This is a genomic window from Paenibacillus allorhizoplanae (genome assembly GCF_927798215.1).
GTDB lineage: Bacteria > Bacillota > Bacilli > Paenibacillales > NBRC-103111 > Paenibacillus_E > Paenibacillus_E allorhizoplanae.
Genome location: NZ_CAKMMW010000012.1, coordinates 82,581 through 108,598, shown reverse-complemented (window position 1 = coordinate 108,598; position 26,018 = coordinate 82,581). Strand labels below are relative to the sequence as shown.

The window sequence follows — 26,018 nt, the reverse complement described above, 5'->3', positions numbered from 1 at the left end:
TCGTCTACAAGTTCTCCCTATTATTGTACACTTCTATTGGTGTAAATGATACGGCACTGTTGCAACAACGATATCCTTATCGGCTTGAAGCTTCGAACGAATCCGCGCCGCAGATTGATTATGGAGCAGACGGTGCCACCATTTCTTCGGCATGAATTGCGGGAGAATAACCATGATCGACTGCTTCTCTGACACGTGGGTGTCGATGCGATCAATAAATTCAGCCAGCGGCTTCAGAATCGTTCTGTATCGTGATTTGAACACAACAAGTCGAACACCTGGATCCCAGATCTGCCACTTCTCCTGCATCGATTCTTCGTCCTCATCCGAGAAGGATACATAGAACGCGATGACGTTAGGCGAGAGCGATTTGGCATAGTTCAGGGTTTGCTCTACAGCTTTATGAATCCCTGCTACAGGCACGATAATGACCGGCTCTTTGGTGCACACACGGTCTTGTGTGATATCAATCCGCAGCTGTTTGGCTACGTCGTCGTAATGGTGACTGATTTTCGTAATGAGCCAGAGGAGTATCGGTGTAATGATAATGACAATCCAAGCACCCTCGCTAAACTTGGTAACTGAGAAAATGATAAGAACTGCAAGGGAGACGATACCGCCCAGGCCGTTAATGATCACCTTTCCGATCCAGCCAGATACGCGCTCTTTGAGCCATTTACGAACCAAACCCGTCTGAGCAAGTGTAAAAGATAAAAATACGCCAATCGCATAAAGCGGAATAAGTGCATCGGTTTTACCTTTAAAGCCAATCAATAGCAGGCTGGCTAAAACGCCTAGCGTAATAATGCCATAGTGATACGAAAGTCGATCCCCACGGAAGGAAAACATGCGCGGGAAGTTTTTGTCTTGGGCCATGATGGACGCCAAGATCGGGAAGCCATTAAAGCTTGTATTTGCAGCTAACACCAAGATTAGCATTGTCGCGATTTGCGTCGCGTAATACATAACACCTCGGCCAAAGGCTTGTTCCGTCACCATCGAAAGAACCGATGTATGACCGTTATGATCCGGTGCCACGCCATACCCTAAGGCAATCAACGTTACACCACCGAAGACGATGGCCAACAGGCCACCTAACGAGAGAAGTGTTCGTTTGGCATTTTTGACAGATGGCGTTCTAAAATGGGGCACGGCATCGGAGATCGCTTCGATCCCCGTTACAGCTGAACAACCAGACGAGAATGCTTTGAGAAGTACGAATAAGGTTAATGAGTTCGTCGCTGCGCTTGGTGCGAATTCGATCGCATGCGTATTCATAGATCCTGTCAGTAAATCGAAAATACCTTTACCCACTAACAAAAGGATACAAAGAATGAAAAAGTACGTTGGAATCGCGAATACCGTTCCTGATTCGGAGGTACCTCGTAAATTCAACCAGACCATAATCCAAACTAGTAAAATGGTCAGCGGAACAATGTACGGTACAGCCGATGGAAAAGCAGACGTAATTGCCTGGACACCAGCCGATATCGAAACGGCTACGGTTAAGGTATAGTCGATTAGCAGAGAGACACCGGTAAGACGTCCCCACACCATGCCTAAATTTTCTTTTGTCACCATATAAGCGCCGCCGCCCATCGGGTACGCTTCGATTACCTGTCTATAGCTGAGCACGAGCAGTAGAATCAAAGCGATAATCGAAACCGCAATCGGCAACGAGAAGGCAAACGCAGCAACCCCTACTGTCGCGAGCTCTAACAGAATTTGCTCCGTCCCATACGATACGGATGATAAGGCATCTGACGACAAGATAGGGAGGGCTTTCCAGACTGGCATTTTCTCCGACTCAATCTCACTGGACTTTAGCGGCTTACCGAACACAATTTTTTTCAATGAATCACTTGTCATTTCGCAGTTGTTCCTCCAATTAAAGCTAATTTCACTCATCTCACACAATAAACGGCTACGCCTTCCTTTAAAAAAAGGGAGCGTTTATCTAGAAATATAGCCAACTTACTGTGTGAAACCTATAGTCCTATATTTTTGAAAAATGGACGCAAAAAAACACAAGGATAGACCTTGTGTTTTGAACACATGTTCTCCTTTCTCACGTTCGCTTACGAGGTTAGCTGCCGGGTTCGGGCCGCGAGAAATCTGCCCTAAAAGGTACTCGTATCCGTACCCTTATTCACCCCATGTTACTCGTGGTTCCCCCGCTTTTCTTAAAAGAAAATTAAGCGAAATATTCAACTGTTCATGTACGTGTTGAATACTACTCTCTTCTACCAACATAGTAAAGGAGGGAAAAAACGTAAAAAGCTCTATCCGACCTCACGTTTCACCCAATAATTCGCTTACATTTACCTGATTCGTTGATTATCTTCCATTCTCGTAGGTAATCGTGGTATTTTGACTAAACAGCAAGGTTGCAATCCACCAATTTTACTGTTTCGTGCGAACAGGGTCAATTCATTGACACATGCTACCCGTCATGCTAAACTGTCACAAAATATATTATAGTTTAGATCGGAAGGTGTACCATGTCAGACAACGCAACCTCTTCAGCTCAAGGAACAACACACGCTCAACCTGAGATGCCTGGCCGCTTACGAGAAACGCCTGTCTCCTGGTTGCTCTGCTTTACGATTGTACTTGTCATCATGAACACGATGATGTTCAATCTGGCTCTGCCCAAGATTTCCTTACAATTTGAACTCAGCCCCTCTACGGCATCGTGGATTGTTACGGGATATTCGATCATTTTCGCCATCGCCTCGATCACCTATAGCCGCTTATCCGACTTCGTGCCTATTCGCAGGCTCTACGTCATTGCCCTGCTCTCGCTAGGCGGCGCCTCCATTCTAGGGCTGTTCACGGACAGCTTCGGACTGTTGCTGCTTACAAGGCTGATTCAAGCATCTGGCGCAGGCGCGATTCCCTCGCTGGGTATCGTATTCGTCACCCGCTACATTCCGTTGTCTCGTAGAGGCAGAGCCATGTCGCTCATCCTTTCCGCGGCTTCACTTGGCTTGGGCCTAGGTCCGGTCGCAGGCGGATCCATTGTTCAGTACCTGGGCTGGCATTTCCTATTCGTCATTACAGGGGTCACGCTGCTGCTTATTCCTATCTTTCTCATCCTACTCCCAAAAGAAAAACCAGCAAGCGGCTCGTTCGATTTCATCGGTGCTTTGCTGCTCGGGATTGGGACGACGGGGTTACTGCTCTTCCTTACTTCCAAAAGTCTCGTAGCACTCTTAGTAGGTATACTTGCAATTGCCTTATTCGCGCTGCGAATTCGCCGAGTCTCACAACCATTCGTGCTGCCTGCCCTATTCGGTGATAGACCTTATATGTCGCTCGGCGCAATCGGCGTGTTTTCCTACATGATCAGCTTCGGCTTCCTGTTCCTAGCGCCCCAGATGCTTGCGCGGGTTTTCGGCTTAGCTCCACTTACTTCGGGACTATTGCTCTTCCCTGGCGCTTTGTTGGCTATGCTCGTCTCCAACCGTGTGGGTCGCATTATTGACCGCTATGGGAATACGGCGTTACTCCGCTACGTACCATGGTTGATGCTAGTTTCAACCGTAGGGCTTGCCCTCACTGCCAGCTATTCCTACTACTGGATTGCCGCGCTTTATATCTTGGTCAGCATCAGCTTCACGACACTGTCCAGCGCTGTATCCAATGAGCTGTCCCGTCAATTGACGACAGATCGCATCGGATCAGGCATGGGGTTGTTCCAATTGCTGCAATTTTTTAGCGGTGCGTTCGCCGTGGCACTCTCGGGTAGTGCGCTGGTCTGGCAGAAATCACTGCCGCTCGAACGTGCTTTTGACAACCTCATCTGGGGGATGGCGGTGGTTGCGCTTTTAACGATAGGAAGCTCGATTCTATACAGAAGCTATGCAAAAAAGAGGCATATGGGAGTCGTCACAACGGAGTCGGTAGGAAGCCCAGTTGTGGCTGCAACCGCAACTGAATAAAAGCATAAACGCGCACCGATACGTTATCGGTGCGCGTTTTTAATCATATGATCATCCCATCCCATGCGACCGTGATCGGGCATGGGAATTGCTGTTCCTGAATCCAGCCTACTAGATCTGCATGTGTAGAGGTAAAGTGATTAATATGAGTAAGATAAATACGAGAGTTGGCATGTAACGTCCCTTGCGCTAACAGTTTGTGAAATAGCTCCATACAGCTAAAGGCGTCCAAATGGCCGTTTGGATGAAGACCGCGTCCGCTAGTTAGTCCAAAGGTGCATTCACTAATCAACACATCAAGTGAAGCATTTTCAAGCAACTTGAACGTTTCTGGCAAATACCAGCCTGTATCTACGCCATAGTAAAGTTTCTGGCCATCCTCGTTCTGAATCAAATAGTTCGCACAGCTCTCCCCCATATTACCCAAGTGATTCCCACGTAGCGGCGTTACTTTCATGCCGCAAATGGTAACGGATTGGTTAAACTCAAGCTTATGAAAAGCCACTACGCCGCGCGCTTCCAAATCGGAGGTCATGCCTTTCATGATCGGTCGGCTTTGACGATAGAACTCAACGATTTCGTAGGCTTGATCTGTAAAGTAGAAATGCAGCGGCTCCTTCAATCGTTCTATCGACATATTTCGAACATTCATCATCATATAGTTGAAATGGTCTTCATGGGTATGACTCACTAAGACATGCTGAAGCTTGGTAAAGTCGCCGTATTCGATTGCTTGTTGAAAAGAATCCGCGCCCAAATCAATACACATTTGCTCATTGATTCGGAACATCGAACGGCGGCGTATCTCTGCCCCTCCTGCCTTGCGCGCATGGCTGCAAACAGAACAGAGGCAGAATGGATTCGGTATTCCTTCGGCTGCGCTTGTGCCGTAAAATCTCATCGTGAGTCCCTCCTTCTATACGCTGATTACTTCTGATTCCAGCGGTCATAAGCTGCTTGATAGATCGCTAGATATTTATCAAGCTGCATTTTATTTAACGTGCTTACATATTTATCCCATTCGCTAAGCGGTTTAGCGCCAGTAATAAATTTAACAATATTCTCATCTGCATAAGCTTCAATATCCGTTGCATATGAGCTTAATTCAATATTCTCTTTTTCGGTAAAAGTAGGAATCATCAACTTCGCTTCAGGCACCAAATTAGGACGAATAACATCTTTATTGGCAATCATTTCTGGTAGAACAGCAGCACTTTGATCAACCTTTTGCGTCACGCGCTGAGGAATGCCGCCACCTTGGAAAATCGTATATTCGGAGAGCGCCTCATCCACCGTAAGTCCGTTCGGATTTTTGGCAAATTCGTCTTTCAGCTTATAAAATCCATCACTGCCGATCGTATAAGTAACACCTTCGATACCAAGTCGAGCCAGAGCCGTCCCTTCTTCGCTCAGGAAATAATCTCCCCAGCGCAGTGTTGCTTCCGGATTCGGGTTTTTGTTCGTAATCACGAATGAACCTAAATCCCGAACTTTCGGGGAGATGCCCGTCCAATACACTTTACCGTCGATGCCTTTTAGGACAGGGTTCTGGACGTAATTATTTCGATTTTTGCCCATCCACAAATTGTTGTTGCCCTTCGCTACATAGCCGACACGTTCATCATCAACCTTCGCGATTTCCTGCTTCATATCCTGTGATAAAATTTCTTTATCGATTAATCCTTCCTGCCAAAGCTTGTTAAAGAAAGTAATCATGTCTTTGAAGGTATTGTCCGTTGCGATATACCGAACTTTGCCCTGGTTATCAACATCCATAAAGGGAGCGATGATCCCGGAGTTCCCTCCGAATCCCCAGCTGCCGTAGAACGATTTAATAAATTGATCACCGTAGTTCTTATTGCCCTCTTTGTACCCTGAGATCGGAACTTCATCTGCTTTGCCATTCCCGTTAGGGTCCTGTTCTTTAAAGGCTTTCAACACCTTATAAAATTCGTCCATTGTTGTCGGCATTTGAAGCCCAAGCTTGTCCAACCACTTCTTATTAATCCACGAGGAAGAAATACGTCCATCTGCTTCACTAATATTCGGAAGCGAATAAATATGGCCATCAGCCGAAGTAATCGATTTGCGAATACCGTCATTTTCTTTCATAAGCGCTGCCAGATTCGGCGCATAGCCAGCCTCAATCAAAGGATCCAACGGGATAATCTGACCCGCTGCTGCGTAAGACGTAATTAATTGCGGCGACAAATTCGCCCGCATGACAAAGTCTGGCAGATCATTGGAGGCAAACATTAGATTTCTGCGCTCATCAAAGGCATTTTGCGGTACCGTATCCCATTTAATGATGACATTCGATTTCGCTTCATAATTTTTCAAGCCTTTATGCTCGTTCCAATCCTTGACCAGCTCATATTTGGAGACCAGCCCTTTCAATTGAACTGGCTCCTTTGCAATTGGCATACCTGTTTTATTGATATTCGCCTCTTTATTCGCTGCACCAGTTGCAACAGGCTCTGCACCTTTATCTTTATCGCTGCAAGCGCTTAGTACTGGAATCGATGTAATCAGCATGGCAGCTGTCAGCAAGACTAATTTTCTTTTCATATTTCGTTAGTCATCTCCTTCATTATTAATCACATTAACCTTTAAGCGCACCAATCATCATCCCTTTAACGAAATACTTCTGAAGGAATGGATACAGCATAAGAATGGGTCCACTGGATACGATAATAACGGCATATTTGACACCTTCCGCAACTAGAAATTTGCTTGTATCCATCTCAATCGAATCCATCATCACGTTATCCGACTGATTCATCACTAGAATTTCCCGCAGGAAGAGCTGCAGCGGATAAAGCGAACGTTCCTTCAAATAGATCATCGCCTCGAAATAGGAATTCCAATGATACACGGCATAAAATAATACAAGAACAGCCATGATCGGCGCACTCAGGGGCAGCACAATGGAGAAAAACGATCTGATGTTGCCGCTGCCATCCATATAGGCCGATTCATAGAGTTGTTCATCAATGTTGGTTTCCAAGAACGTCCTAGCAACAATCATATTGTATACACTGATCGCCGTTGGCAATATTAATGCCCACATCGAATTATAAAGTCCCAAATTCTTAACGAGCAGATACATCGGTATCATACCGCTGCTGAAAAACATCGTAATGGTGAAGAATATCATAAGCCCGCGACGCCATCGAAAATTTTTGCGTGACAACGGATAGGCCCCCATCATGGTCAATGAAATATTAACTAACGTTCCTATGGTCGTGTAGAGCAGTGTATTTCTATAGCCAATCCATATTTCCGTATTCGTAAATACCCGTCGATAGGCTTCCACGTTGAATCCGCTCGGGATCAGTCCTATCTTACCGGCAATCACCAGTTTGGGATCACTGAATGAGGCACTAACGACATAGATCAGCGGGTAAAGCACAATTAACACAAGAATCCCGATAAGTACATAAGTAATCGCCAGAAAAATCCGATCTCCGTTAGACTCTCGAATTTTGTGGGACACGACCTCCATGTTCACCTCTCCTTTTAGAACAGACTGCTGCTGCTATATCGTTTGGCAATCTTGTTGGCCGCAAGCAGCAAAATGATGTTGATGACATTGTTAAAGAGGCCCACAGCGGTAGAGAATCCATAATCCATATTGATTAGACCTGTCTTGTAAGCATAAGTGGAAATGACCTCTGAGGTTTCCATATTCAAGCTATTTTGCATAAGAAGAATACGCTCGTAGCTGAGAGTCATCATTTTCCCCATGAGTAAAATAAATTGAATGACAATGACTGGCATAATACACGGCAGATTCACATGAATCATCCGCTTCCACCGACTAGCCCCATCGATTTGCGCAGATTCATGAAGCTGGGGATCTACGGCAGCTAACGCAGCGATAAAAATAATGGAATTCCAACCGCTATTCCGCCAGATGTCAGAACCGATATAGACACCAGGGAAGTAGTCAGGATTAGTCAAAAAAGGAATCGAATCGATTCCGATCATCCCCAGCAAATGATTCAAGTACCCATTTTCCCCGCCGAGAAATAAATTGATAATGCCGACAAAGACGACAGTCGAGATGAAGTACGGTGCATAAGTGATCGTCTGAAGCGTCTTCTTCAATCTCTCTTTTCTCATCTCATTGAACATGAGGGCAAGCATAATCGGAATGGGAAAACTGATCAGCGTTTTAAATAGATTGATGACCAGCGTGTTCTTAACAATGCGATAAAACTGAAATGAATTGAAAAGCCTTTCAAAGTTATCCAAACCAATCCAAGGACTGCCCATGATTCCGTGAATCGGATTGAAGCGTTTGAATGCCAGTTGTACACCATACATAGGTCCGTAGCAGAAAATAAGAAAATAAAGGACAACCGGGATAACAAAGATGAGATAATCCCAATTGTTTTGCAACCCAAACCTTTTTTTGTTAGACCTAGGTAGGGGTGCATGTGCAGCCTTGGTCTTCGCAGTCATATAGCTGCCTCCTTCGTCGAACGATAGAAAAGTTGACACTCAGAATCGATTCGGCGCCTGAATCGGTTCCTATGGCTCCGAGTATACGTAAGTTTGGAACCTCCGACAACAATTGATAATCGGCTTTTCACAGCAAAAAATGGTTTCAGCGCATAAATGGCACCCTGCATTTTTCTCAATACCTAGTCAATTTTCAGCTTTTTGCCTGCCATGAATTGATAACATAGCGCAAAATTTATATACTCGTAAGAAATCAAGACCTATTCGACCAGAGGATGTGTTTATTTTGCGGAAAGCGATTCAGTCCAAGCTCTATCGAAAATTTCTTCTTGGGCATCTTCTGATTCTGGCCGTAACCGGTCTATTATTCTTAGTGACCAATATCATCTCGCTATCAAATACCTATAATCGGCTGATGGATAATACCCATCGATCTATGGCCAATACGACCAGTTTGCTGGATACACGCATATTAGACCTACAGAAATTGACTTTAACCTTGTCACGGGATACCAAACTGCTTCCCTATCAATTACAAGAATCATTACAATATCCGTATTTAATTGCCGATGAACTTGAAAAATTAAAGGCGCTGTCTGCTGATCTTGATTCCATTGGTTTGTTCTATCGAAACACAGCCTACAGCTCGCTTCAAAATACGATTTTTACCGATACGGGAATTTACTCACCTGAGAGCTATAGCCGACTCGTCGGCGATGGCCGAATTTCGCCAGAAATTTTAGAGAGCAAATTGGGGCAACTAAGATCACCCATACTTCTGTCCTCACTAGCCAATGAAAATAATCCTGACGGCAAGGAACAGGTTCTGCTTCTTCTAGTTCCGCTTGACAGCACACCCTTTTCGAGTGGGATTATGATCTACAAACTAAACTATCCGGCCCTGGTAAGTAATTTCCAACTAACCATTGATAGTGGCAGCAGCCTGATTGCCTTTGATCAATCCAATATGCCCTTTCTGTATGTAAAAGGATCTTCTGATCTAGCGTGGAGTGAACTTGAAAGAGCAGCGCAAAACTCGAAAGCACGGATCCCCGGCTATCTATTCTTGCAGGAAACGTCATCGAAACAGAAAATTCATGTAGTGAACGCCATTCGTCGTAGTGACTATTTTCGCGAATATGATGTGGCACTCACGATTTCCCTAACCATATTTCTCATATCGCTTGCTCTAGGGATTGTGCTTTGTTTCAGGTCTGCACGCAAGAGTTATCAACCGATCCAAGAGTTATCTAACCGTTTCCCTACCTTGCCATCGGACAAGTTGACGAAAGGCAATACCGATGAATTAGACCAACTGACTCGCTATATCGAGCAGATGAGAGATGAGAGCATCCATTTGTCCAATATGATGCATAATCAAGAGGTTTTAACGAGGAACCAGTTACTGCTCGCGGTATTAATGGGGAAATTGAACGTAGACAATACGACGCAAGATAACCGAAGTGCCCTTCATCAACTATTTGATACACGGCATACAAGCAGTGTACTTGTCATTATTTTTGATGATTACAATTCAAAGGTAAGTAAAGAGCCTCTTAGTGAACAGTGGTTGATGAAATATACCATTTGCAACGTTTTGGAAAATTTATCAGGTGTGCACGGCGTCAATTATGCACTTGATTTGGCTATCGATAATGGAATTGTAGGCATTGTTTCGTGGAATAACGAATTTGCAGATCAATGGGAAGCTCGCAGTCGTGCTTTTTCCGAGCAGATCATCGCGTTCATGAATAGGCATTTTGCCCTCTCATTATCCTGTATGGTAGGTGAACCTCAACCTACGAATGACTTGCATCAATCTTTCAACTCGGCAACATCGCTTGCTGAATATCGGATTTTTGCTGGTAAACAGTCTATCATCACCCCAACTGAGTGGTCTCAGCAAAAAATTGAGAATACGACGATCGATAAGCAGCAAATTTCCGATTTTGCGGAAGCTCTCCATGCGGCGGTCTGCTCCAAGAGCTCCGAGCATCTGCAACTATTAATTCATGAGATGGAAGAAAGTTTTACTCGGCTGGAGGACGCGCCTACATTCCGCCTAACGTTTCAACAAATCATTTTTACCTTGAACCAACTCGTCAATAATATTCCGCTATCCCATCGCGAAGCGATCAAATATAAACTGGAATCCCTAGCCGAATTCCAATCCAAAACCGTTGCCGAGGCTTGCGCCAATCTGCTTGATGCTGCACGCAGCATACAAGACAGTTTAGGAGAAGATGCCAATAATAATCGCTTATATGCATCCATGTTAGAGCACGTTTCCCAGCATTATATGGACTATAATCTCAGTCTCTCCACAGTTGCTGAAGAGCTGTCTTTAACACCCTCCTATGTCACACGCTATTTTAAAAACAAAAATGGTCTTCCTTTGATGCAATATGTCTCGAAAATTCGCATTGAGAAAGCAAAAGAGTTACTCGAAACCACCCACCTTTCCATTAAGGAAATTGTTGAGCAGGTTGGGTTTGTGGATGAGAATAATTTTTCGCGAGCTTTTCGCAAACGTGAAGGCGTGTCTCCAAGCCAGTATCGATCCAATCGCTATAGTTAGTGGGTACAACGGCTAAAAATCCCCTCCAAGTATCTACTTGAAGGGGATTTTACGTTATATGCGCGTTAATTTGGCACATGATAATTGCGAGTCGTGGACCTCTGCTTCCAAACCATCTTCTTCCAAACGAGTGGAATGCCGCCGATAAGATACAGGTAACGGGCATCAATCATTTTTTTGATAAATAAGGCCAAGCGGCCTTTCACTTTCTTCACTTTGAGTAAACCAACAGCCTCACCGCGCCCCAAGGTTGCTACCGTGCCTTTGAAATCATAGACAAATGGCTTCATCTCTTTGCCTCGAACCGTCTGGATGAGATTCCTAGCCGCATTATAGCCCTGTTGGACAGCAATCTGCGCATTGGCCGGATAGGGTGTACCCTCTGGACTCGTGACGATCGAGCAATCGCCTGTGATAAAAATCTCAGGGAACTGATAGGAACGCAAGCAGCTATCCACTTTCACCCGTCCCCGCTGAACCTCGAAACCCGCTTCCTGCAGCAGCGAATTACCGCGTATCCCTCCCGACCAGACTACCGTGCCTGCGCGGATGAACTCGCCGTTGCTCAGAATAACTCCTTCCGATGTACATTCCTTGATAGCTGTCGATAGCTTATATTGCACCCCTTTGCGGCGCATAACTTCCATTCCATATTCGACTAAATCCACTGGCAGCCCGGGAGGAAGCGCCGACGAGGAAGCTTCCACATTATAAATCCGGACATCTACCGGATCGACATCATACGTTTTGCACAAAACAGGAATGCGATCCGCCAACTCTCCGACGAACTCCGTACCCGTGAACCCCGCGCCACCAACGACGAAGGTCAGATAATCCTTGCGCTTCGGAGCCACCTTAGACTTGGCGAACATATACTCAATGTGCTGCCGAATGAAGCGGACACTGTTAATGCTTTTGATCGACATGGCATATTCATGCATACCCGGGATCCCGAAGGTTTCCGTCTCACTCCCGAGTCCTACCACGAGATAGTCGTAGTCAAGCGTAGCATCTTCCAGCACAATCTTCTTATCACTCGGCAAAATTTCTCTTACCGTCGACTTCACGAATCGAATCTTCCGCTCATCAATCAAATCGGAAATGGTCACGCGTGCGTTATCATGATGATCCGTACCGGCAGCCGGCATATGCAGATGCGTCGTAATAAAGTGATAGTCATGTTTGTTGACCAGTGTCACGTCCATCTCATTTCTTCTCATCTTCTTCTGCAGCCTTATCGCTGTGACAAGTCCGCCATAGCCTGCGCCTAGGATCACGATTTTGGGTTTGCTCATTGCCTCAACACTCCTCCGGTTGTGAAATTAATCACATATATGCTTGTGAAAATAATCACAACTTCTCACAAGGTGAGCCGGTAACCGACTCTCTTCTAGTGTATGCGCGTTATTCACGAAAATAACTGATTAGTTGACTATTTGCGTGGAAAAAGAATGCACAATTTTTTGAGGGACGTGGCAACCGGGCGAGCGCTAAAGCGGTTTGGGGGGATTTAGAGCGGAGCTCTGCTGCTGGGGAGCGACTTCGGGGCTACGTGTCAGGGCCAGCCTCCCCCTTTTTTTGCCGATATTCGTATTAGTCCGATTTCTCCGAACTATAACAAGGGTTCCACTCGAAAAAGACTAAATAGTCCGATTCTGCCGAACTATGTAACCAATTTTCTTGTGAGGAGGGTGTTTGCCGCGGTTTAGTTGGGCGATTTCGGACTAATCCAGAATGGACGACGTGTACGATAAGATTAGTTCTGTGATTTCGGACTAACGGGTGCCGGCGAGTCTCCCTTGGCTGCTTTATCTTGCAAATTGCGCAGCCGATAACAGTTCATGCCTGCCACGCCGAGCTCCTCCAGCAAGCCAAAGTTAGCCCATGCGCCAACGACAGCCCCAATGCCGGGGATGAGCTGAAGCATTTTACGAAAATCAATCGTGTCCCGATACTCCTGCTGCAGCTGCAGCCAATTCACTTGATTCGCATAGTCGGCGGCAGGAGGAAAGTTCTGTGAAATTGCAGGCCAATTCTTAATCGTATGAAGCAGCGCAGGCTTCTTCTTCGAACTGGAGAACGCCAACTGAAACACATACAGAATGAACAATCTTTCTCTGTAGTCCTTGGTGGAATACCCGTAAATATGCGCTAATTCAAAAAGAAATTTCAGCTTAATCCCGATCAGAATCGGAAAATCAGCAAGGCCAAGCAAAATGCCCCCAGCCCCTGCTCCGGCGCCCTCAGCCGCAGCGATTTTTTTGTAAAGTGACAGCAACTCCTCGGCTTTCGCATCGCGGTCCGCCATCGATACGCCCTTCAGCGGCTCCGTCGCAGGCATATAATGAATACCGAACAAAGTCGTTTGCACAATCCCTTTCACCGTCGCGGTGATCGTATTGTGGATCTTCTCGGGAATGACTTGATTAATGCGATTTTGAACGGATTTGGAGGCTCGCTCGATCAGGTTAGGTTGCTTTTGCAAACGTATTTCCCAACGCTTCAGCTTCGCCTTCATTTGCTGTTCGTAGATCGTGTACGGCTGTTCCATGGCTTCACCACCGTCGGTTAGATTCTTATATCTTCATTTCTTCTTTTTCGGTGATTTCATCTGAGCTTTTTCACTGTTCTGTGCCACCCGATGCTTCACGATCCTGCTGATTAACGCTAGTGGCAGCGGTCGATCATGTGGAAATTGGACAGCCCCTTTGGACCTCGGATACTGCGCCAACTCCTCCTCAAATTCATCAATCCCATTCGGTGTGGGATAAAAGCCAATATGATTTTTGAATGCTGCGAAATGTACCAAATTGCCATGTAGATCAAAGGTAGGCATTTGGTAGCTAATCTTCTCCGTTGCCTCTGGTGCGGACTCTTGAATGACTGATCTGATCGTTTGAAGCTTCTCCTGAAGCTCAGGGGAAAAGGTTGCTATGTAGGCGTCGATGGATGCGAAGGCTGTTTTGGTTTCTTTCATGCACGGAATCTCCTTGGTGCGGATTGTTAGTTGTATTATACACGTTAGGTGGGGAAGAATTCGAGTTCTATTCAACAACTCATTTTTTTACCGAATTATGACAAATCGTGTCGTTTACAACCCTAAAAAAGTGCTGTAATCTTATTCTATTGAAAGGTGGCGATAATTCCTGAATTTCCTAAGAACCCTTTTGAACCTTTGGATTCCCTATAAGCGACTGACCAGCATTTTTTTATTCTGCCTCCTCCTAGAAGTCGGATATTCGGTAGCCGCTCCTATGAGCCTGAAATATATGGTGGACGAGGCTTTTATACCCAAAAATCTTCATCATTTCGCAATCATCTTGACCATACTGCTTGGCACCGGCTTTCTCAATATTTGTGCAAGCATTGGCGGAGAATACGCACTTGGAAATCTCGGTGGCCAGATCATCAAAAAACTAAGGATCGAGCTGTTTACACACCTACAGCGGCAATCGCTCCCATTCTATCAAACATACAGAGTTGGCGATCTTGTCACCCGATTCTCGGCAGATATGGGCTCCGTAGAAAGAGTGGTACGCATCGCATTCCCATTTTTCCTGAAGGAAGCTTTAAGCGTTCTGCTTGGACTCATTTTACTATTCTCTATTGAATGGAAGCTCACACTGGCCATGCTTGCTGGATCCACGCTGATGTTTATCGGGCCGAGACTCCTCCAAGGGCGCGCGGAAGCCGCGAATATTCTCTACAAAGAAACGCAGGAACGTTTCACAAATACGATTGATGAGATGGTTAAGGGACATAAAACGATTAAAAGTTTGCATCTGCAAGCCAGATTTCAAGAACGAGCCCGTAAGCAGGTGCATGAGCTCTTTTCCTTTGGCCTAAAATTGCAGCTTACCAATTCCATGATGGAGCGGCTCCCTCTAATATCACTTCTGATTTTGAACGGGATTATGATTGGTTTTGGCGGTTATTTGATCTTCCATGACATGATGACTATAGGCGATTTCATGGCCTTTTTCACCTTATTCTTAAGTGTAGGACAGTCAGGCTCTAACTTAGCCTACATCATCCCGAACCTTATCGATTCCAGTATTAGCTTTCGGCGCATCCAAGAAATTATGGATCATCAACCCAGCGTTTCGGAGGTCCCTCATCCTCTCGAGCTGCCTTCTTCTCTTCCCTTGATTCGAATGGATGATGTGACTTTCGGTTATAGCGAGGAATCCGATCAATTACGACATGTAAGCTTGCAAATTGCAGCTGGGAGCTATGTGGCTTTCATAGGCACAAGCGGCTCTGGCAAAAGTACTGCACTGCAGCTATTGTCCCGTTTTTATGATCCAAAGCAAGGCTCTGTCTCTATGGATGACTATGACATCCGCACCCTAAGTGAAGCTTCTTTACGAAGACAGTCCACACTCGTTACGCAGGATACCTTCTTATTTAATACGACAATTCGGGATAACTTGCTGCTGGATAGCGGTGCTTCGGAAGATGAAATGATCGAGGCGGCCAAGCAGGCGAACATCCATGATGTCATTGCAAGTTGGCCTGACGGATACGATACACAGGTGCATCATGAAGGGGGCTCACTATCAGGAGGCGAACGCCAACGGTTATCGATTGCAAGAGCGCTCCTCAGGAAGCCGAACATTTTGCTGCTCGATGAAGTAACATCAGCATTGGATCCAGCTACCGAAGCGGACATTAACCAGCTCGTTGATCGGCTTAGATCTGAGAAGACCATTGTATCCGTGACACATCGCTTATCCTCAGTTAAGAACGCCGACTGCATTTATGTTTTCCATGACGGCCGAATTGTGGACTCTGGTACCCACCATGAGCTTCTACATAAGAGCAATCTTTACCGCAGCCTATGGGATAAGCAGTTCGGATTTAACCTGTCTCTGGACGGCCTCTACGCCACGGTGGACATGGACAGGCTTGCCAAGCTTCCCTTCTTCGAAGGTATTGCACCTCCGCTGCTGAAGAACATCGCTATGTTATGTACAACCGAAACCTGCAAAGAAGGCGAGAATGTTGTGAGTGAGGGCGATGAGGGCAACAAATTTTACATTATTGTTCGTGGTAAATTTGAAATTATAAAACGTACACCTGATGGTGGGGAACGACGGGTCGCCGTACTGCAAGATGGGGATCATTTCGGCGAAATTGCCTTACTTCACAATGTACCTCGAAATGCAACAGTAAGGGCGATAGGGCCCTCGGTACTGTTGTCCGTCAGACAAGAAGCTTTTCACCGTTTAATGGCCGAACACCCGCAGATTCTACAATCTTTAGAACAAACACTTCAGAAACGAATTGGATAATGACTGGAAGTCAGAAAGGAGACACACAATGACGTTAAGCTACCAAAAGTGTGTCAGCGATGACGATTTCGCCAAGGCAAGTTTATTCATGTTAGCCCGTAAGCGCGACCTGCACCCCGCCTATTCCACCTTGGAAATGGTTACTCTCATTTACTCCTACGTGACTCAGGGTCACCTGATCGCTGCGAAAGATGTCGATGACCGTGTGGTTGGCATCGCTGCTTATTATTACGGCACCCCTGAGCAGGATTTCCAGGATAAGGATATTGCCTTTGTGGACGTAGCCATTGCGGATAAAGCGCTCCGAGGGTCACGCTTATTTGTTCGAGGATTGCTGTACATGGTGAACGAGATTGTTCAGGGAGGTCCGGAGGTCCAGGAGCTTAGGCTTGCGGCACTAGCTGAGAACGATTATATATGCAGACTGTATGCCAAATTTACTAGCGCACGCTCCGTTCGGGAGGGTACACACGGCAAAGAAGTCGTTTTTTGTGAGAAAATTAACATTTTAAGGGATACCCTAAAGAAATTCACTGCGATATAATGGAAATAGGCAAGACAATTACGACATTAAGGAGGCCATCCGTATGTTTCCAGTTCCCCCTACTATCGACAAAGGTTCTAAAAAAGGCAGCGGCTTCGGTAAAATCGTTAAGGTTAACGATTCACTTCGTGTACAGCCACAATAATGTCTTTTGAATTCCGTGTCAGCGAATTTGAAATGGATCATGAAGCCTATATGGACTTCCTGCTGCGTCATCACGCCGAACTGAATTTGCCTTACACGTTCGGCATGAAACTCAGTTTCATCAGTAGTCCGCTCTTTCTAGGTAAAGTTATACTCGTCATCAATGAAGAGTCCTACGACATGGTTGGCGCGGCCGGTTTCGGTTACGGAACAGGTCCCGGCGACTATGAGGACCAACATATATGTCAGATCGAAGTTGCTTTTATTGAAAAAGAGCTGCGAAGCACCTCGCTATTCGTACAGGGACTACGTGCACTGGTTGATGCTATTAAAGCAGGCAATCCGGGAGTCCGGCAGGTTCAGTTCTGGGCTTCTGCGACTGGGGAAGGGCACGAGAATCGGCTCTTTGCCAAATTCCTTGCACTGCCCGGCTCGACGAAATCCATTGTGAACACCTTAGCCCTCTATACGGTGCCGTTTCATGAGCTTGAGGCTTATTGTGAGTGGTTGAGGTGATCGTACGAGATGCCTAATGAGACAAAAAGGAGCTAGCCCCTACAATGTGGTAGCTCCTTTTTTGTGTTGTCTGAACTAGTGCAACCTATGGAAAACGTCTCCCTAATTGGCTTTCGATAGCTTGTTTATGAAGGCTTTCAGGCTTTCTTCCCCGTTAATAAACAGCCTTTTCAGCAAGTAAGGTGACTGCTGATTGGTCGTGTAGCCTTGATCAATGGTAAACGCATAGCGAAAGCCGTGTTCTTTCAAAAGCTTCACCGTTGTTTGGTTATATTCCCCATATGGATAGCAAAAAACATCTGCTTGCGTGCCAAGCTTCTCCTCAATCAACTTTCTAGCTTCGGTGATCTCATACGCTTGTTGTTCCGCTGAAAGCTTAGGTAGATGTGGATGTGTCATGCCATGCGGTTGGATGTCCCAGCCGGCTTCTTGCAGCTGCTTGACCTGTTCCCAATTCAAATAACTGGCATCCTCGACCATGCCTGGTGACATGAAGAGTGTAGCAGGGAAATTGTATTTGGCCAGAATCGGCATCGCCTCCTCCACATTATCCACATAGCCGTCATCAAACGTGAGCAGTACAGGCTTATCAGGCGCCGCGAGACCGCTTTTCTTTTCAATCAGGTTAATGAATGTTGCAAGAGAGATAGGCGTATACCCATGGTCATGCAGATATTTCATCTGAGCCTCCAGCTTGGCTGGAGAAATAACAACCACATTCCCTGGATCAATGGTGACGCTATGATAGTTGAGGACGGGTATGCTGACTTTGGATGAAGCAGACGGTGCGACAACCCCATTGGGCATATAGGTGTCCACTGTAACGGAAGTTGTCTGAGGTGGGGCTGTGACTACTGTGTCCACTTGCGCTGGGAGTGGCTGCTCAGGCTTGTCCGATGAAAGGGGAGAAATCTCAAAAGGCGCGGGATCAGGCGTAGACACAGGATCAGGATCAGACATAGTCACATACGCAGGTGCAGATATAGGCGCAGACGCAGGTGTATACACGGGCACAGGCGTTGACATAGTAGATTGGGTCAATTCCTCGGCCTGTACTTCTATGATTATGGGAGCTGTTGGAGAGTTGAGACCACTAATGAAAAAAAGAATAAGAAGCGTAAACACTCCCGCTAGTAATGTGTAAAATAGGAACCTCTTGCCTCGGACGTTCATAGTAAACCACCCATTTCTCGAGGAATCATCTATCACTCTATTTGTAAGCAGTGATTGAGAGAAATATTCCTAGATTTTGATAACGGGTGGGGAGTTAGAGGAAATCTGGGGAACCGAGAGCAAGAGGAGGTGTGGAGAACTGCGTACGAACTGAGAAGCGGAGGAACAGAGAAGAAGCAAAGCAATTCTAACGGACACGAATGACGTTATTTCGACCAGAATGGGGCATTTGGGGAGCTAACGGACACCATAGCCGTTAAATGGCCCTAGCAAGCCAATAATTCTCTGATTTCAGACAAATAAGATCCGCTGTGTCCGTTAGCCTACACAAACAATCAAATACAACCTAATAGCATCCGCTGTGTCCGTTATAGCGCCTGCTTGTTAGCTACTACTAGACTTCCGAAGCTACTAGGTTGCTGATAGCTACTACGTAAATAGCAAAAATCCCCAAGCAAGTAAAGCAACCACAACTAAGACCGTGTCAGCTCTCGCCCACTCCAGTGTGTCCTTCCGTAGCAGCAACGTTGTGCCGTCGATTTGCTTCATCTCCATCGCGACGGTCATTTGTTCCGCTTTGTGGAACATGCCTAACAAGAGTGGCACGACCAGCGCAGGAATGTCGCGCACGCGAACCGTACCTGGGCGGACTGAGGCTTTCCCTCGTGCTCGCACGATCGTCGAGAATTGCTGCCACTCTCGCATGATGAGCGGGATGAATCGAAAAACAAACGAAACCGCCAAGGAGAAGGACGCCACAGGCAGCTTCACCTTGTACAAATATTTCAAAGCCCAGTTCAGTCCCTGCACGAGCTGACTATAGGGGGTCGACATGGCGAGCCAGCAGCCTGCCATCAAGACGACAAATAATCGCGTCAGAATAAAGGTGGTGCTCCAGCCATTATCAACTGAGTAACCGATCGGTGAGAATTCGATCCCCGCCAGCGCGACGGAAAAGATCAGGAAAATCGCATACGACGTTGCGATTTTCCTGATCCCGCGCAACACACTGCGCGGAAGGCCGAGAAACGCGCAGCCGACGAGCGCCGCGGCCACCGCGAGGCTGCCCCAACCTTGCTGCCCCATCGTGCCGATGGCGAGCAGCAGGTAGAGCAGCCACTTCGCGCGCGGGTCCAACCCCAGCCACCCCGCCTGCGGCGCGGGTGGTTCCGGCGCCAGCGCCTGCCGCTGCGCAGGCCGCGGTGGCTGCGCCACGCTCGCGGCGGCCAGCGGGGCCGCTGGCGCAGAAGCGCTGCCAGCTTCGCGCAGCGCAGCCAAGATCGCCGACGCGGCAAGCGCCGGCGTGAGCAGATCTGGCGCGATGGCGATGCCAACGCGCGCCATCTCCACAGCGGCCTCCGCGCAGCTCGGGAGGCCAACCCCGGCGCGCGCCAGCACCTCGGGCGCGCGGCAGAGCTCTTGCGGGGAGCCGTCGAAGACGAGCTCGCCATGGTCTAGCACGAGGACACGGTCCGCTAGCGGAAAGAACGTGTCCAGATCATGCGTGGCGACGACGAGTCCGCCACGACCGCTGCGCTCGCGCAGCATGCGCAGCAGCTCGCGCACGGCGGCCGCCTCGAGGCCGGCAGTTGGCTCATCCATGAGGAGCCAATCCGGCGCCGTGGCGAAGGTAGTCGCCAGCGCGAGCCGGCGCTGCTCGCCGCCGCTGAGCGCGAAGGGCGAGCGATCCATGGCGAAAACGCCATGCGGATCGAGCGCATGGGTCGCCGCGCGAATGCGCCGATCCCGCTCTTCCTTTGCAAGTTTATACGGCCTAAGCGAATAAGCGAATTCTTGACCTATGCTGCGTGCGAACAATTGCTGCTCGGGGAATTGAAACGTTAAGCCGAAGCGAAGCAATTGCTTGGGATCGGCTTTCATCGGTTTCAGCCAAATCGGCTGTTCATCCACCGTAATGGATCCAGCTTGCGGTTTAAGGAGACCCGACATCACTTGCAGCAGTGTAGATTTCCCTGAACCTGCGTGGCCGATAAGCAATGTCACGGATCCTTCCTGCAGCGTAAAGCTTATATCCTGGAGCAGTGTCACCTCAGGTGAATCAGGAGCTTTTACCCCTACTTCCTTCAAAACTATCGGCATGAGATCACCTCCGCCAATTCTTCCATGTTCAGCGGAAGAGGGTCTAACGTGAGTCCCTGTTCTAGCAGATGCATCGCCGTTTGAATCACAAAAGGCGGATCAAAGCCAAGTTCCACACAAGGCGAAGATTTTTCGAATTTCTTTAATTTCTCAAACTCCTCAGGTTTCTCGTTTTTCTCGTTTTTCTCGTTTTTCTCCGATTTCTCCCCAGCTTTCCCATAAAAAAACTCACGCGGCTCCCCATCAAAGGTAATTCTTCCAGCGCCAAATCCGACGACACGACTCGCATCCGCCACCTCTTCCAGCCGATGTGAAATCCATACAATCGTCGTGCCACGTTGATGTGCCTGGCGCACAGCTTCCCGTACTTCTTTGCGAGAAGCTGGATCCAGCATCGCCGTCGGTTCGTCTAGAAGCAGAATCTCTGGACTTGCTGCGAGTGCGGCAGCGAGATTTACCAGCTGTTTCTGCCCCCCAGATAAGGTAGCCATTGTACGCTCTGGCGAAAGTGACAATCCTACAGCAGCTAATACTTCCGTATACCAGCTCCTGCGTTCCTCCGCTGTTAATTGCTGTGCTTGCGGTAAGAAATCTAGTTCCTCCCCTATCGTTTCTCCTATGAATTGAGCTTCTGGCAATTGGAGCACGCCTCTTGTCGCCTGCGTAACAGCATTCGTTCTACGCTGCACTTGCCCTTCCGACAATGGGTTCAAGCCTAGCAGCACGCTAGCAAGTGTACTTTTCCCGCTCCCATTAGGTCCCACAACAGCAATCCACTCACCTCTATGAATGTCTAGCGAAACACCTGACCATACGCGTCGCCCTTCTCCCGATTCCATACGATAGACGATTGAAGCGTTCTTTAATGACATTAATCTTTCTCTTGTAGGCATATGTAAAAAAGTTCCTTTCACTTTTCTAGCAGTTGTGCTATCATCTGTATTGTCAACTTGTTAATCATTAATTTGGTTGACAATAGATTAACAATACCAGAAACAGGAGTGATCAACAATATGAAACTTACGTTACGTGGTGTAATTTTCAGCGCTTTATTTGCAGCTATTCTCGTGTTATTCAGCTTCTTCAAAATCTCAGTCGGCACAGAAGTACCCATTACCCTTCAAACATTAGCTGTTATGCTCGCTGGCGGTTTACTAGGTGCGCGTTACGGATTCCTAAGTATGGCTCTTGTCGTAGTGCTTACTGCCGTTGGTTTCCCACTCCTTCATGGCAGTGGTGGACTAGGCGTTGTCCTTGGACCTACTGGCGGCTTTATTATGATCTGGCCGATCTCTGCGATGCTCATTGGTTTTATTTTACCTCGTATTCGTTTAAATGGCATCATGGGCTATGTCGCTGCATTTCTTGTTCTTGAAGTATTCGGCTCACTGATCCTTTATTTAGCGGGTGTACCTTGGTTAATGTATAAGGTTCCTTCCTATACGCTAGAGAAAGCAATGGTCGCCGCTTGCTATCCATTCCTCGCAGGAGATGCGATTAAAGCGGTGGTAGCTGCACTCATCATTGCGCCCGTTCGCCAAGTCTTCCCGCCACAGCGTCTTACAGGTTCATCTTCACATAGCATTGTGAAAACGGAGAATCCGCAAGATGCGTTGATTCACTAATTCACTCTCTCTTAATAACCTATTACCTTACCTCACATTCGTCCAACAAATAAGAGCCACCCCCAAAGTAGCTAATCTACTTGAGGATGGCTCTTTCATTGCTTTTTTACTTCTTCGTAAACCATTCGTTTAAGGCATCAATCGCGGTCTTCCCGCCCTTAGCATCAAACTCCTGTGTAAATTTGTCAAACTCAGACAAATCACGTTTACCCATAATAAATTTCATTGAGTTTTCTTCCACATAATTGCGAAGTTCTGTGAATTTGGTATCGTACGCTTCAATCGATGGCGCAAAGTTCGTTTCCTCACGGGATTTTTTAAATTTCAGCTGAGGCTCATAATAAGGCAACAAACTTTTGGCTTTCAGTCGTGCATCAATACCAAAATCCGTATCCCCTAAGCCGTACATCGAACGCCAGCTAATTTTGTCACTTTGTTCTTTCGTCTGTGTATATATCCCATTTGCTTCTGTGTAATCCTCACCTTTTATGCCATAATTTATTAAGATATCGGTTTCCGGCTTGTACAAAAAGTTCAGGTATTGGGCTGCACCCAACTTATTTTTAGCTTGTTTAGGAATTACAACATATTGCGTTGAAATCGAAGCATCTTGAATCCCCGATTGACCATTTTTGCCAACAGGAGGTGCAATAAACTGTACAGAGCCGCCATTTTTCTTTTCCTGCAGGGCTTTGTCCACGTCAATACCTGATGAGAAATACAACGTATTGAACACGGCTGTTCCGTTAATTAACTTATCTTTGCTATCTTTATTAACTGCAAATTCAGGATCCAATAGTCCTTCGTCATACCATTTCTTAAGTGTTGTTATGAATTCTTTGTATTCCGGCTGCACCCAGGAAAATTTCAATTTCCCGTCTTTTATAACTGTAGGTGTAGAAACGCCGAAGGCAGCGGAGAAAGGGAAAAATCCATCAAAGAAAGATCCCGCACTCGAAGTCGCCATCGTTAGTGGCGTAATATTCTTCTTCTCTTTAATGGTCTTCATTGTTGAATAAAACTCATCGATCGTTGTTGGCGCATTCAAGTTTAATTCCTTCAAAATATCCGTACGCTCAATAAGACCGTTCCCTACCTTTAAGGCATTTCGATAAGGGATCGCATAAACTTTCCCTTCATACCTCAAAGCATCTAGCGACTCTTTACTTGCCATCGTAGACAAATTCGGAATTTGCTTAGCAATTAAATCATCGAGGGGCTCGAGCGCACCTTGTTTGGCCAGTTTAAAGTAGTCGGATTTGCCATTCACCATGATAAGATCAGGCACATCACCAGAAGCAAAGATAATGGATGTTTTTTGCGATGGATTTTCATTTGGAAGTGACTCATATTGAATGTTAAAGCCCGAGTTCTCCCTTAACTTATTAATAATCTTATTATTATTCATGGTGTCCGAACCTTTGAATTGCTCCATAACGCCGTGGTAAAGTCGGGTAATTTTTAAATCCTTAAGCGCTTTGACTTCTCCCCCACTCCCACTTGTTGCCGTCGCAGTCTTTTCTGTTCCTGCCTGGCCCGCTTGCTTGCTTGTGCTGCACCCCGCCATGACAAGCATACACATGACTACACTCATACTGATTGCCGCTGTTTTTCTAAAAACCATGATCGCGCCTCCCTATTTAATTATACATATATGAAAGTTCGGATAAAGGCATGGAATTATCCCTTAACCGCACCTAACATAACACCTTTAACAAAATATTTTTGAATGAAGGGATACACACAAAGGATCGGAAATACCACGCAAATGATGGCCGCAGCCGTCGTCGATTCTGGTGTAAGTTCACTTAACACGCCGCCCGTCGTCATGTCTCCCGTCTTGGAGTTGGTCACAATCTGCATCAGGAATACTTGCAGTGGCATCAGACCTCTATCAGTGATATACATCATCGCTTGAAAAAAGCTATTCCAGTAACCGACGGCATAAAACATCGCGATCGTTGCAATGGTCGGTAGGGATAAAGGCAGATAGATCCAAGTAAGAATCCGTATGTTGGAAGCCCCATCCATAATTGCCGACTCTTCCAAAGCCTCAGGCAGGCTCAAGAAATAGTTGCGGATCAAGATTAAATTAAACGGTGCCAAGGCCAGAGGCAGCATAATCGACCAGAGTGTGTTTAATAATCCTAATTGCTTCACAACCAGGTAGGTAGGAATTAGACCACCGCTGAAGAACATCGTGATGACAAAGAACAGCATAAACCCTCTTTTAAAGGGAAAATTTTTCCTAGAGAGTGGAAACGCAGCCAATACGGTGACAGCCATGCTGATTGCCGTGCCAACTACAGTAATAATCAAGGAATTCCAAAATGACATGTAAAACTGTTTATAAGAGAGTACATATTCATACGAAGCAAAGTTGAAATCTTTCGGCCATAGCCAAATCTCTTTCGCTAAAATATACGTTTCACCACTGAGTGACTTCGCTACAATATGAATCAAAGGTACAACGGTTGATAATGAGAGCAGCGACAATACGATGACATTTACATTATTAAATATGGATTCTCTCCGAATTCTTTTCATGACAAGCCCTCTACTTTCTCTTCCTTAGAAAATTCCTTCTTCCCCCATTTTCCTGGCAAATACATTAGCTAAAATTAGAAGTACGCAGCCAATGACTGACTTGAATAACCCAGCTGCTGTCGTTAGACCAAATTGCATAGAGCCTAGCCCCACTCGAAACACATACGTATCAATGATATCCGCCACATCGTAGACAGTTGGGTTATACATAACCAGTACTTGTTCGAAACCTGCATCTAAGATATACCCGATTCGCAGCAAGAGAATGATGATAATGGTCGACTTCAGACCTGGAAGAGAAATATGCCAAATTTGCCGAAAGCGATTTGCCCCATCCACAGTAGCCGCTTGGTATAGTTCCTCATTAATCCCCAGCAGTGCAGCGAGATATATGATAGCCCCCCAACCCGCTTCCTTCCAAACATCCGAGCCCACTAGTATCCATCGAAAAATTCTTTCATCCGACATGAAAAAGATCGGTTGGAACCCTAACATTTCGATGATTCTATTAATAATCCCGCTGCTTGGAGACAGCATATCAATGGCGAGGCCGCCAATAATCACCCATGAAATAAAATGAGGCAGATAAGTGATCGTCTGCACCATTCGTTTGAATTTGACGAATTTGAGCTCATTCAGCAGCAGGGCTAGAATAATGGGAACAGGGAAACCTACGAGCAGTTTCATCAAGGAGATCATAACGGTATTTCTGACTACTCTTGGGAATTCGTCGAACGTAAATAATTCACGAAAATATTGAAGCCCCACCCAATCGCTACCCCATACACCTTCCATCAAATTGTAATCTTTGAAGGCAATGATGACGCCATACATCGGCATATATTTGAAGAGGAGGATAAGAATGACCGCAGGCAATACCATGAGATACAAATCCCAATACCTCAGAAGCTTGAATGACCTCCCTTTTGTTAATTTGACTTCTCTGCTTACTGTCAAAGAATTTGTCTTCATCATGTGTGATCTCCTTAGCTATCGTGCTCTTCTCTTGTACTAACTATAGCCCGACAAGTAATGAAAATGTAGACTAATCCTTCTACTTTAATGACCACAATTTCTACGTTTTTG

20 protein-coding genes and 1 riboswitch are annotated in these 26,018 nt (G+C 46.4%); of the genes, 6 read left to right on the top strand and 14 right to left on the bottom strand.

Annotated features, from left to right (window positions below; genetic code table 11):
- Positions 1-33: 33 nt before the first annotated feature.
- Positions 34-1,869 (bottom strand): APC family permease, encoded by a 1,836-nt coding sequence (locus L6I86_RS19765; RefSeq protein WP_236289863.1) that lies wholly within the window; start codon positions 1,867-1,869, stop codon positions 34-36.
- Positions 1,870-2,060: 191 nt separating this feature from the next.
- A riboswitch (cyclic di-AMP (ydaO/yuaA leader) is annotated at positions 2,061-2,211 on the bottom strand.
- 290 nt (positions 2,212-2,501) lie between these two features.
- Between L6I86_RS19765 and L6I86_RS19760 the strand changes: the two genes are divergently transcribed.
- The gene (locus L6I86_RS19760; RefSeq protein WP_236289861.1) at positions 2,502-3,944 is read left to right on the top strand and encodes an MFS transporter; all 1,443 of its coding nucleotides are present in this window, start codon (positions 2,502-2,504) and stop codon (positions 3,942-3,944) included.
- Between the two features lie 43 nt (positions 3,945-3,987).
- On the opposite strand, the gene L6I86_RS19755 is transcribed toward L6I86_RS19760, so the two are convergent.
- The 4 genes from L6I86_RS19755 to L6I86_RS19740 are packed head-to-tail and all read right to left on the bottom strand — an operon-like array spanning position 3,988 to position 8,411.
- Positions 3,988-4,845 (bottom strand): MBL fold metallo-hydrolase, encoded by an 858-nt coding sequence (locus L6I86_RS19755; RefSeq protein ID WP_236289860.1) that lies wholly within the window; start codon positions 4,843-4,845, stop codon positions 3,988-3,990.
- 26 nt (positions 4,846-4,871) lie between these two features.
- Positions 4,872-6,512, bottom strand: coding sequence for a type 2 periplasmic-binding domain-containing protein (locus L6I86_RS19750; RefSeq protein WP_236289858.1), 1,641 nt, complete (start codon positions 6,510-6,512; stop codon positions 4,872-4,874).
- Positions 6,513-6,546: 34 nt separating this feature from the next.
- Positions 6,547-7,449: a carbohydrate ABC transporter permease gene (locus tag L6I86_RS19745; RefSeq protein WP_236289856.1), complete on the bottom strand. Its 903-nt coding sequence runs from the start codon at positions 7,447-7,449 to the stop codon at positions 6,547-6,549.
- A gap of 14 nt (positions 7,450-7,463) precedes the next feature.
- The gene (locus L6I86_RS19740; RefSeq protein ID WP_236289854.1) at positions 7,464-8,411 is read right to left on the bottom strand and encodes an ABC transporter permease; all 948 of its coding nucleotides are present in this window, start codon (positions 8,409-8,411) and stop codon (positions 7,464-7,466) included.
- A 277-nt stretch (positions 8,412-8,688) separates the two neighbouring features.
- Here L6I86_RS19740 and L6I86_RS19735 point away from each other — a divergent pair, with 277 nt between their 5' ends.
- Positions 8,689-10,989 (top strand): helix-turn-helix transcriptional regulator, encoded by a 2,301-nt coding sequence (locus L6I86_RS19735; RefSeq protein ID WP_236289852.1) that lies wholly within the window; start codon positions 8,689-8,691, stop codon positions 10,987-10,989.
- Positions 10,990-11,054: 65 nt separating this feature from the next.
- Here the strand turns inward: L6I86_RS19735 and L6I86_RS19730 are convergent, their stop codons facing one another.
- The 3 genes from L6I86_RS19730 to L6I86_RS19720 form a co-directional block, all read right to left on the bottom strand.
- On the bottom strand, positions 11,055-12,284 hold the full coding sequence (locus tag L6I86_RS19730; RefSeq protein ID WP_236289850.1) for an NAD(P)/FAD-dependent oxidoreductase: 1,230 nt from the start codon (positions 12,282-12,284) through the stop codon (positions 11,055-11,057).
- A gap of 461 nt (positions 12,285-12,745) precedes the next feature.
- Positions 12,746-13,540 carry an EcsC family protein gene (locus tag L6I86_RS19725; protein ID WP_236289848.1) on the bottom strand — a complete coding sequence of 265 codons (795 nt, stop codon included), beginning with the start codon at positions 13,538-13,540 and terminating at the stop codon, positions 12,746-12,748.
- A 33-nt stretch (positions 13,541-13,573) separates the two neighbouring features.
- Positions 13,574-13,966 (bottom strand): iron chaperone, encoded by a 393-nt coding sequence (locus L6I86_RS19720; RefSeq protein WP_236289846.1) that lies wholly within the window; start codon positions 13,964-13,966, stop codon positions 13,574-13,576.
- 190 nt (positions 13,967-14,156) lie between these two features.
- Here L6I86_RS19720 and L6I86_RS19715 point away from each other — a divergent pair, with 190 nt between their 5' ends.
- The 3 genes from L6I86_RS19715 (at position 14,157) to L6I86_RS19705 (ending at position 17,487) form a co-directional block, all read left to right on the top strand.
- Complete coding sequence (locus L6I86_RS19715) at positions 14,157-16,283, top strand: ABC transporter transmembrane domain-containing protein (RefSeq protein ID WP_276574883.1); 2,127 nt, start codon at positions 14,157-14,159, stop codon at positions 16,281-16,283.
- Positions 16,284-16,311: 28 nt separating this feature from the next.
- Positions 16,312-16,827 (top strand): hypothetical protein, encoded by a 516-nt coding sequence (locus L6I86_RS19710; protein ID WP_236289842.1) that lies wholly within the window; start codon positions 16,312-16,314, stop codon positions 16,825-16,827.
- A 144-nt stretch (positions 16,828-16,971) separates the two neighbouring features.
- Positions 16,972-17,487, top strand: coding sequence for a hypothetical protein (locus L6I86_RS19705; protein WP_236289840.1), 516 nt, complete (start codon positions 16,972-16,974; stop codon positions 17,485-17,487).
- A gap of 102 nt (positions 17,488-17,589) precedes the next feature.
- Here L6I86_RS19705 and L6I86_RS19700 read toward each other — a convergent pair whose 3' ends face one another.
- The 3 genes from L6I86_RS19700 to L6I86_RS19690 all read right to left on the bottom strand — a co-directional run bounded on the left by L6I86_RS19700 (position 17,590) and on the right by L6I86_RS19690 (position 21,632).
- Entirely contained in the window at positions 17,590-18,513 is a 924-nt protein-coding gene (locus L6I86_RS19700) for a polysaccharide deacetylase family protein (RefSeq protein WP_236289838.1), read from the bottom strand.
- 576 nt (positions 18,514-19,089) lie between these two features.
- Entirely contained in the window at positions 19,090-20,760 is a 1,671-nt protein-coding gene (locus L6I86_RS19695) for an ATP-binding cassette domain-containing protein (RefSeq protein ID WP_236289836.1), read from the bottom strand.
- Positions 20,751-21,632, bottom strand: a complete 882-nt coding sequence (locus L6I86_RS19690; protein WP_236289834.1) for an energy-coupling factor ABC transporter ATP-binding protein — start codon at positions 21,630-21,632, stop codon at positions 20,751-20,753. Before L6I86_RS19690 ends, L6I86_RS19695 begins: the two co-directional genes overlap by 10 nt.
- 141 nt (positions 21,633-21,773) lie before the next feature.
- Between L6I86_RS19690 and L6I86_RS19685 the strand changes: the two genes are divergently transcribed.
- The gene (locus L6I86_RS19685) at positions 21,774-22,385 is read left to right on the top strand and encodes a biotin transporter BioY (protein WP_236289832.1); all 612 of its coding nucleotides are present in this window, start codon (positions 21,774-21,776) and stop codon (positions 22,383-22,385) included.
- A 106-nt stretch (positions 22,386-22,491) separates the two neighbouring features.
- Here L6I86_RS19685 and L6I86_RS19680 read toward each other — a convergent pair whose 3' ends face one another.
- The 3 genes from L6I86_RS19680 to L6I86_RS19670 are packed head-to-tail and all read right to left on the bottom strand — an operon-like array spanning position 22,492 to position 25,904.
- The gene (locus L6I86_RS19680) at positions 22,492-24,009 is read right to left on the bottom strand and encodes an extracellular solute-binding protein (RefSeq protein ID WP_236289830.1); all 1,518 of its coding nucleotides are present in this window, start codon (positions 24,007-24,009) and stop codon (positions 22,492-22,494) included.
- A gap of 56 nt (positions 24,010-24,065) precedes the next feature.
- Positions 24,066-24,932 (bottom strand): carbohydrate ABC transporter permease, encoded by an 867-nt coding sequence (locus tag L6I86_RS19675; RefSeq protein WP_236289828.1) that lies wholly within the window; start codon positions 24,930-24,932, stop codon positions 24,066-24,068.
- Positions 24,933-24,956: 24 nt separating this feature from the next.
- A complete protein-coding gene (locus L6I86_RS19670; protein ID WP_236289826.1) occupies positions 24,957-25,904 on the bottom strand; it encodes an ABC transporter permease in 948 nt (315 codons plus the stop codon).
- Positions 25,905-26,018: the final 114 nt, after the last annotated feature.

What these genes read in the sequence shown, in the direction of transcription:
- L6I86_RS19680 (WP_236289830.1), bottom strand. Translation starts at nt 24,009, where the DNA reads ATGGTTTTTAGAAAAACAGCGGCAATCAGTATGAGTGTAGTCATGTGT.
- L6I86_RS19695 (WP_236289836.1), bottom strand. Translation starts at nt 20,760, where the DNA reads ATGCCGATAGTTTTGAAGGAAGTAGGGGTAAAAGCTCCTGATTCACCT.
- L6I86_RS19740 (WP_236289854.1), bottom strand. Translation starts at nt 8,411, where the DNA reads ATGACTGCGAAGACCAAGGCTGCACATGCACCCCTACCTAGGTCTAAC.
- L6I86_RS19675 (WP_236289828.1), bottom strand. Translation starts at nt 24,932, where the DNA reads ATGAAAAGAATTCGGAGAGAATCCATATTTAATAATGTAAATGTCATC.
- L6I86_RS19760 (WP_236289861.1), top strand. Translation starts at nt 2,502, where the DNA reads ATGTCAGACAACGCAACCTCTTCAGCTCAAGGAACAACACACGCTCAA.
- L6I86_RS19765 (WP_236289863.1), bottom strand. Translation starts at nt 1,869, where the DNA reads ATGACAAGTGATTCATTGAAAAAAATTGTGTTCGGTAAGCCGCTAAAG.
- L6I86_RS19745 (WP_236289856.1), bottom strand. Translation starts at nt 7,449, where the DNA reads ATGGAGGTCGTGTCCCACAAAATTCGAGAGTCTAACGGAGATCGGATT.
- L6I86_RS19705 (WP_236289840.1), top strand. Translation starts at nt 16,972, where the DNA reads ATGTCTTTTGAATTCCGTGTCAGCGAATTTGAAATGGATCATGAAGCC.
- L6I86_RS19750 (WP_236289858.1), bottom strand. Translation starts at nt 6,512, where the DNA reads ATGAAAAGAAAATTAGTCTTGCTGACAGCTGCCATGCTGATTACATCG.
- L6I86_RS19670 (WP_236289826.1), bottom strand. Translation starts at nt 25,904, where the DNA reads ATGAAGACAAATTCTTTGACAGTAAGCAGAGAAGTCAAATTAACAAAA.
- L6I86_RS19690 (WP_236289834.1), bottom strand. Translation starts at nt 21,632, where the DNA reads ATGTCATTAAAGAACGCTTCAATCGTCTATCGTATGGAATCGGGAGAA.
- L6I86_RS19725 (WP_236289848.1), bottom strand. Translation starts at nt 13,540, where the DNA reads ATGGAACAGCCGTACACGATCTACGAACAGCAAATGAAGGCGAAGCTG.
- L6I86_RS19685 (WP_236289832.1), top strand. Translation starts at nt 21,774, where the DNA reads ATGAAACTTACGTTACGTGGTGTAATTTTCAGCGCTTTATTTGCAGCT.
- L6I86_RS19700 (WP_236289838.1), bottom strand. Translation starts at nt 18,513, where the DNA reads ATGTCAACGCCTGTGCCCGTGTATACACCTGCGTCTGCGCCTATATCT.
- L6I86_RS19720 (WP_236289846.1), bottom strand. Translation starts at nt 13,966, where the DNA reads ATGAAAGAAACCAAAACAGCCTTCGCATCCATCGACGCCTACATAGCA.
- L6I86_RS19730 (WP_236289850.1), bottom strand. Translation starts at nt 12,284, where the DNA reads ATGAGCAAACCCAAAATCGTGATCCTAGGCGCAGGCTATGGCGGACTT.
- L6I86_RS19710 (WP_236289842.1), top strand. Translation starts at nt 16,312, where the DNA reads ATGACGTTAAGCTACCAAAAGTGTGTCAGCGATGACGATTTCGCCAAG.
- L6I86_RS19755 (WP_236289860.1), bottom strand. Translation starts at nt 4,845, where the DNA reads ATGAGATTTTACGGCACAAGCGCAGCCGAAGGAATACCGAATCCATTC.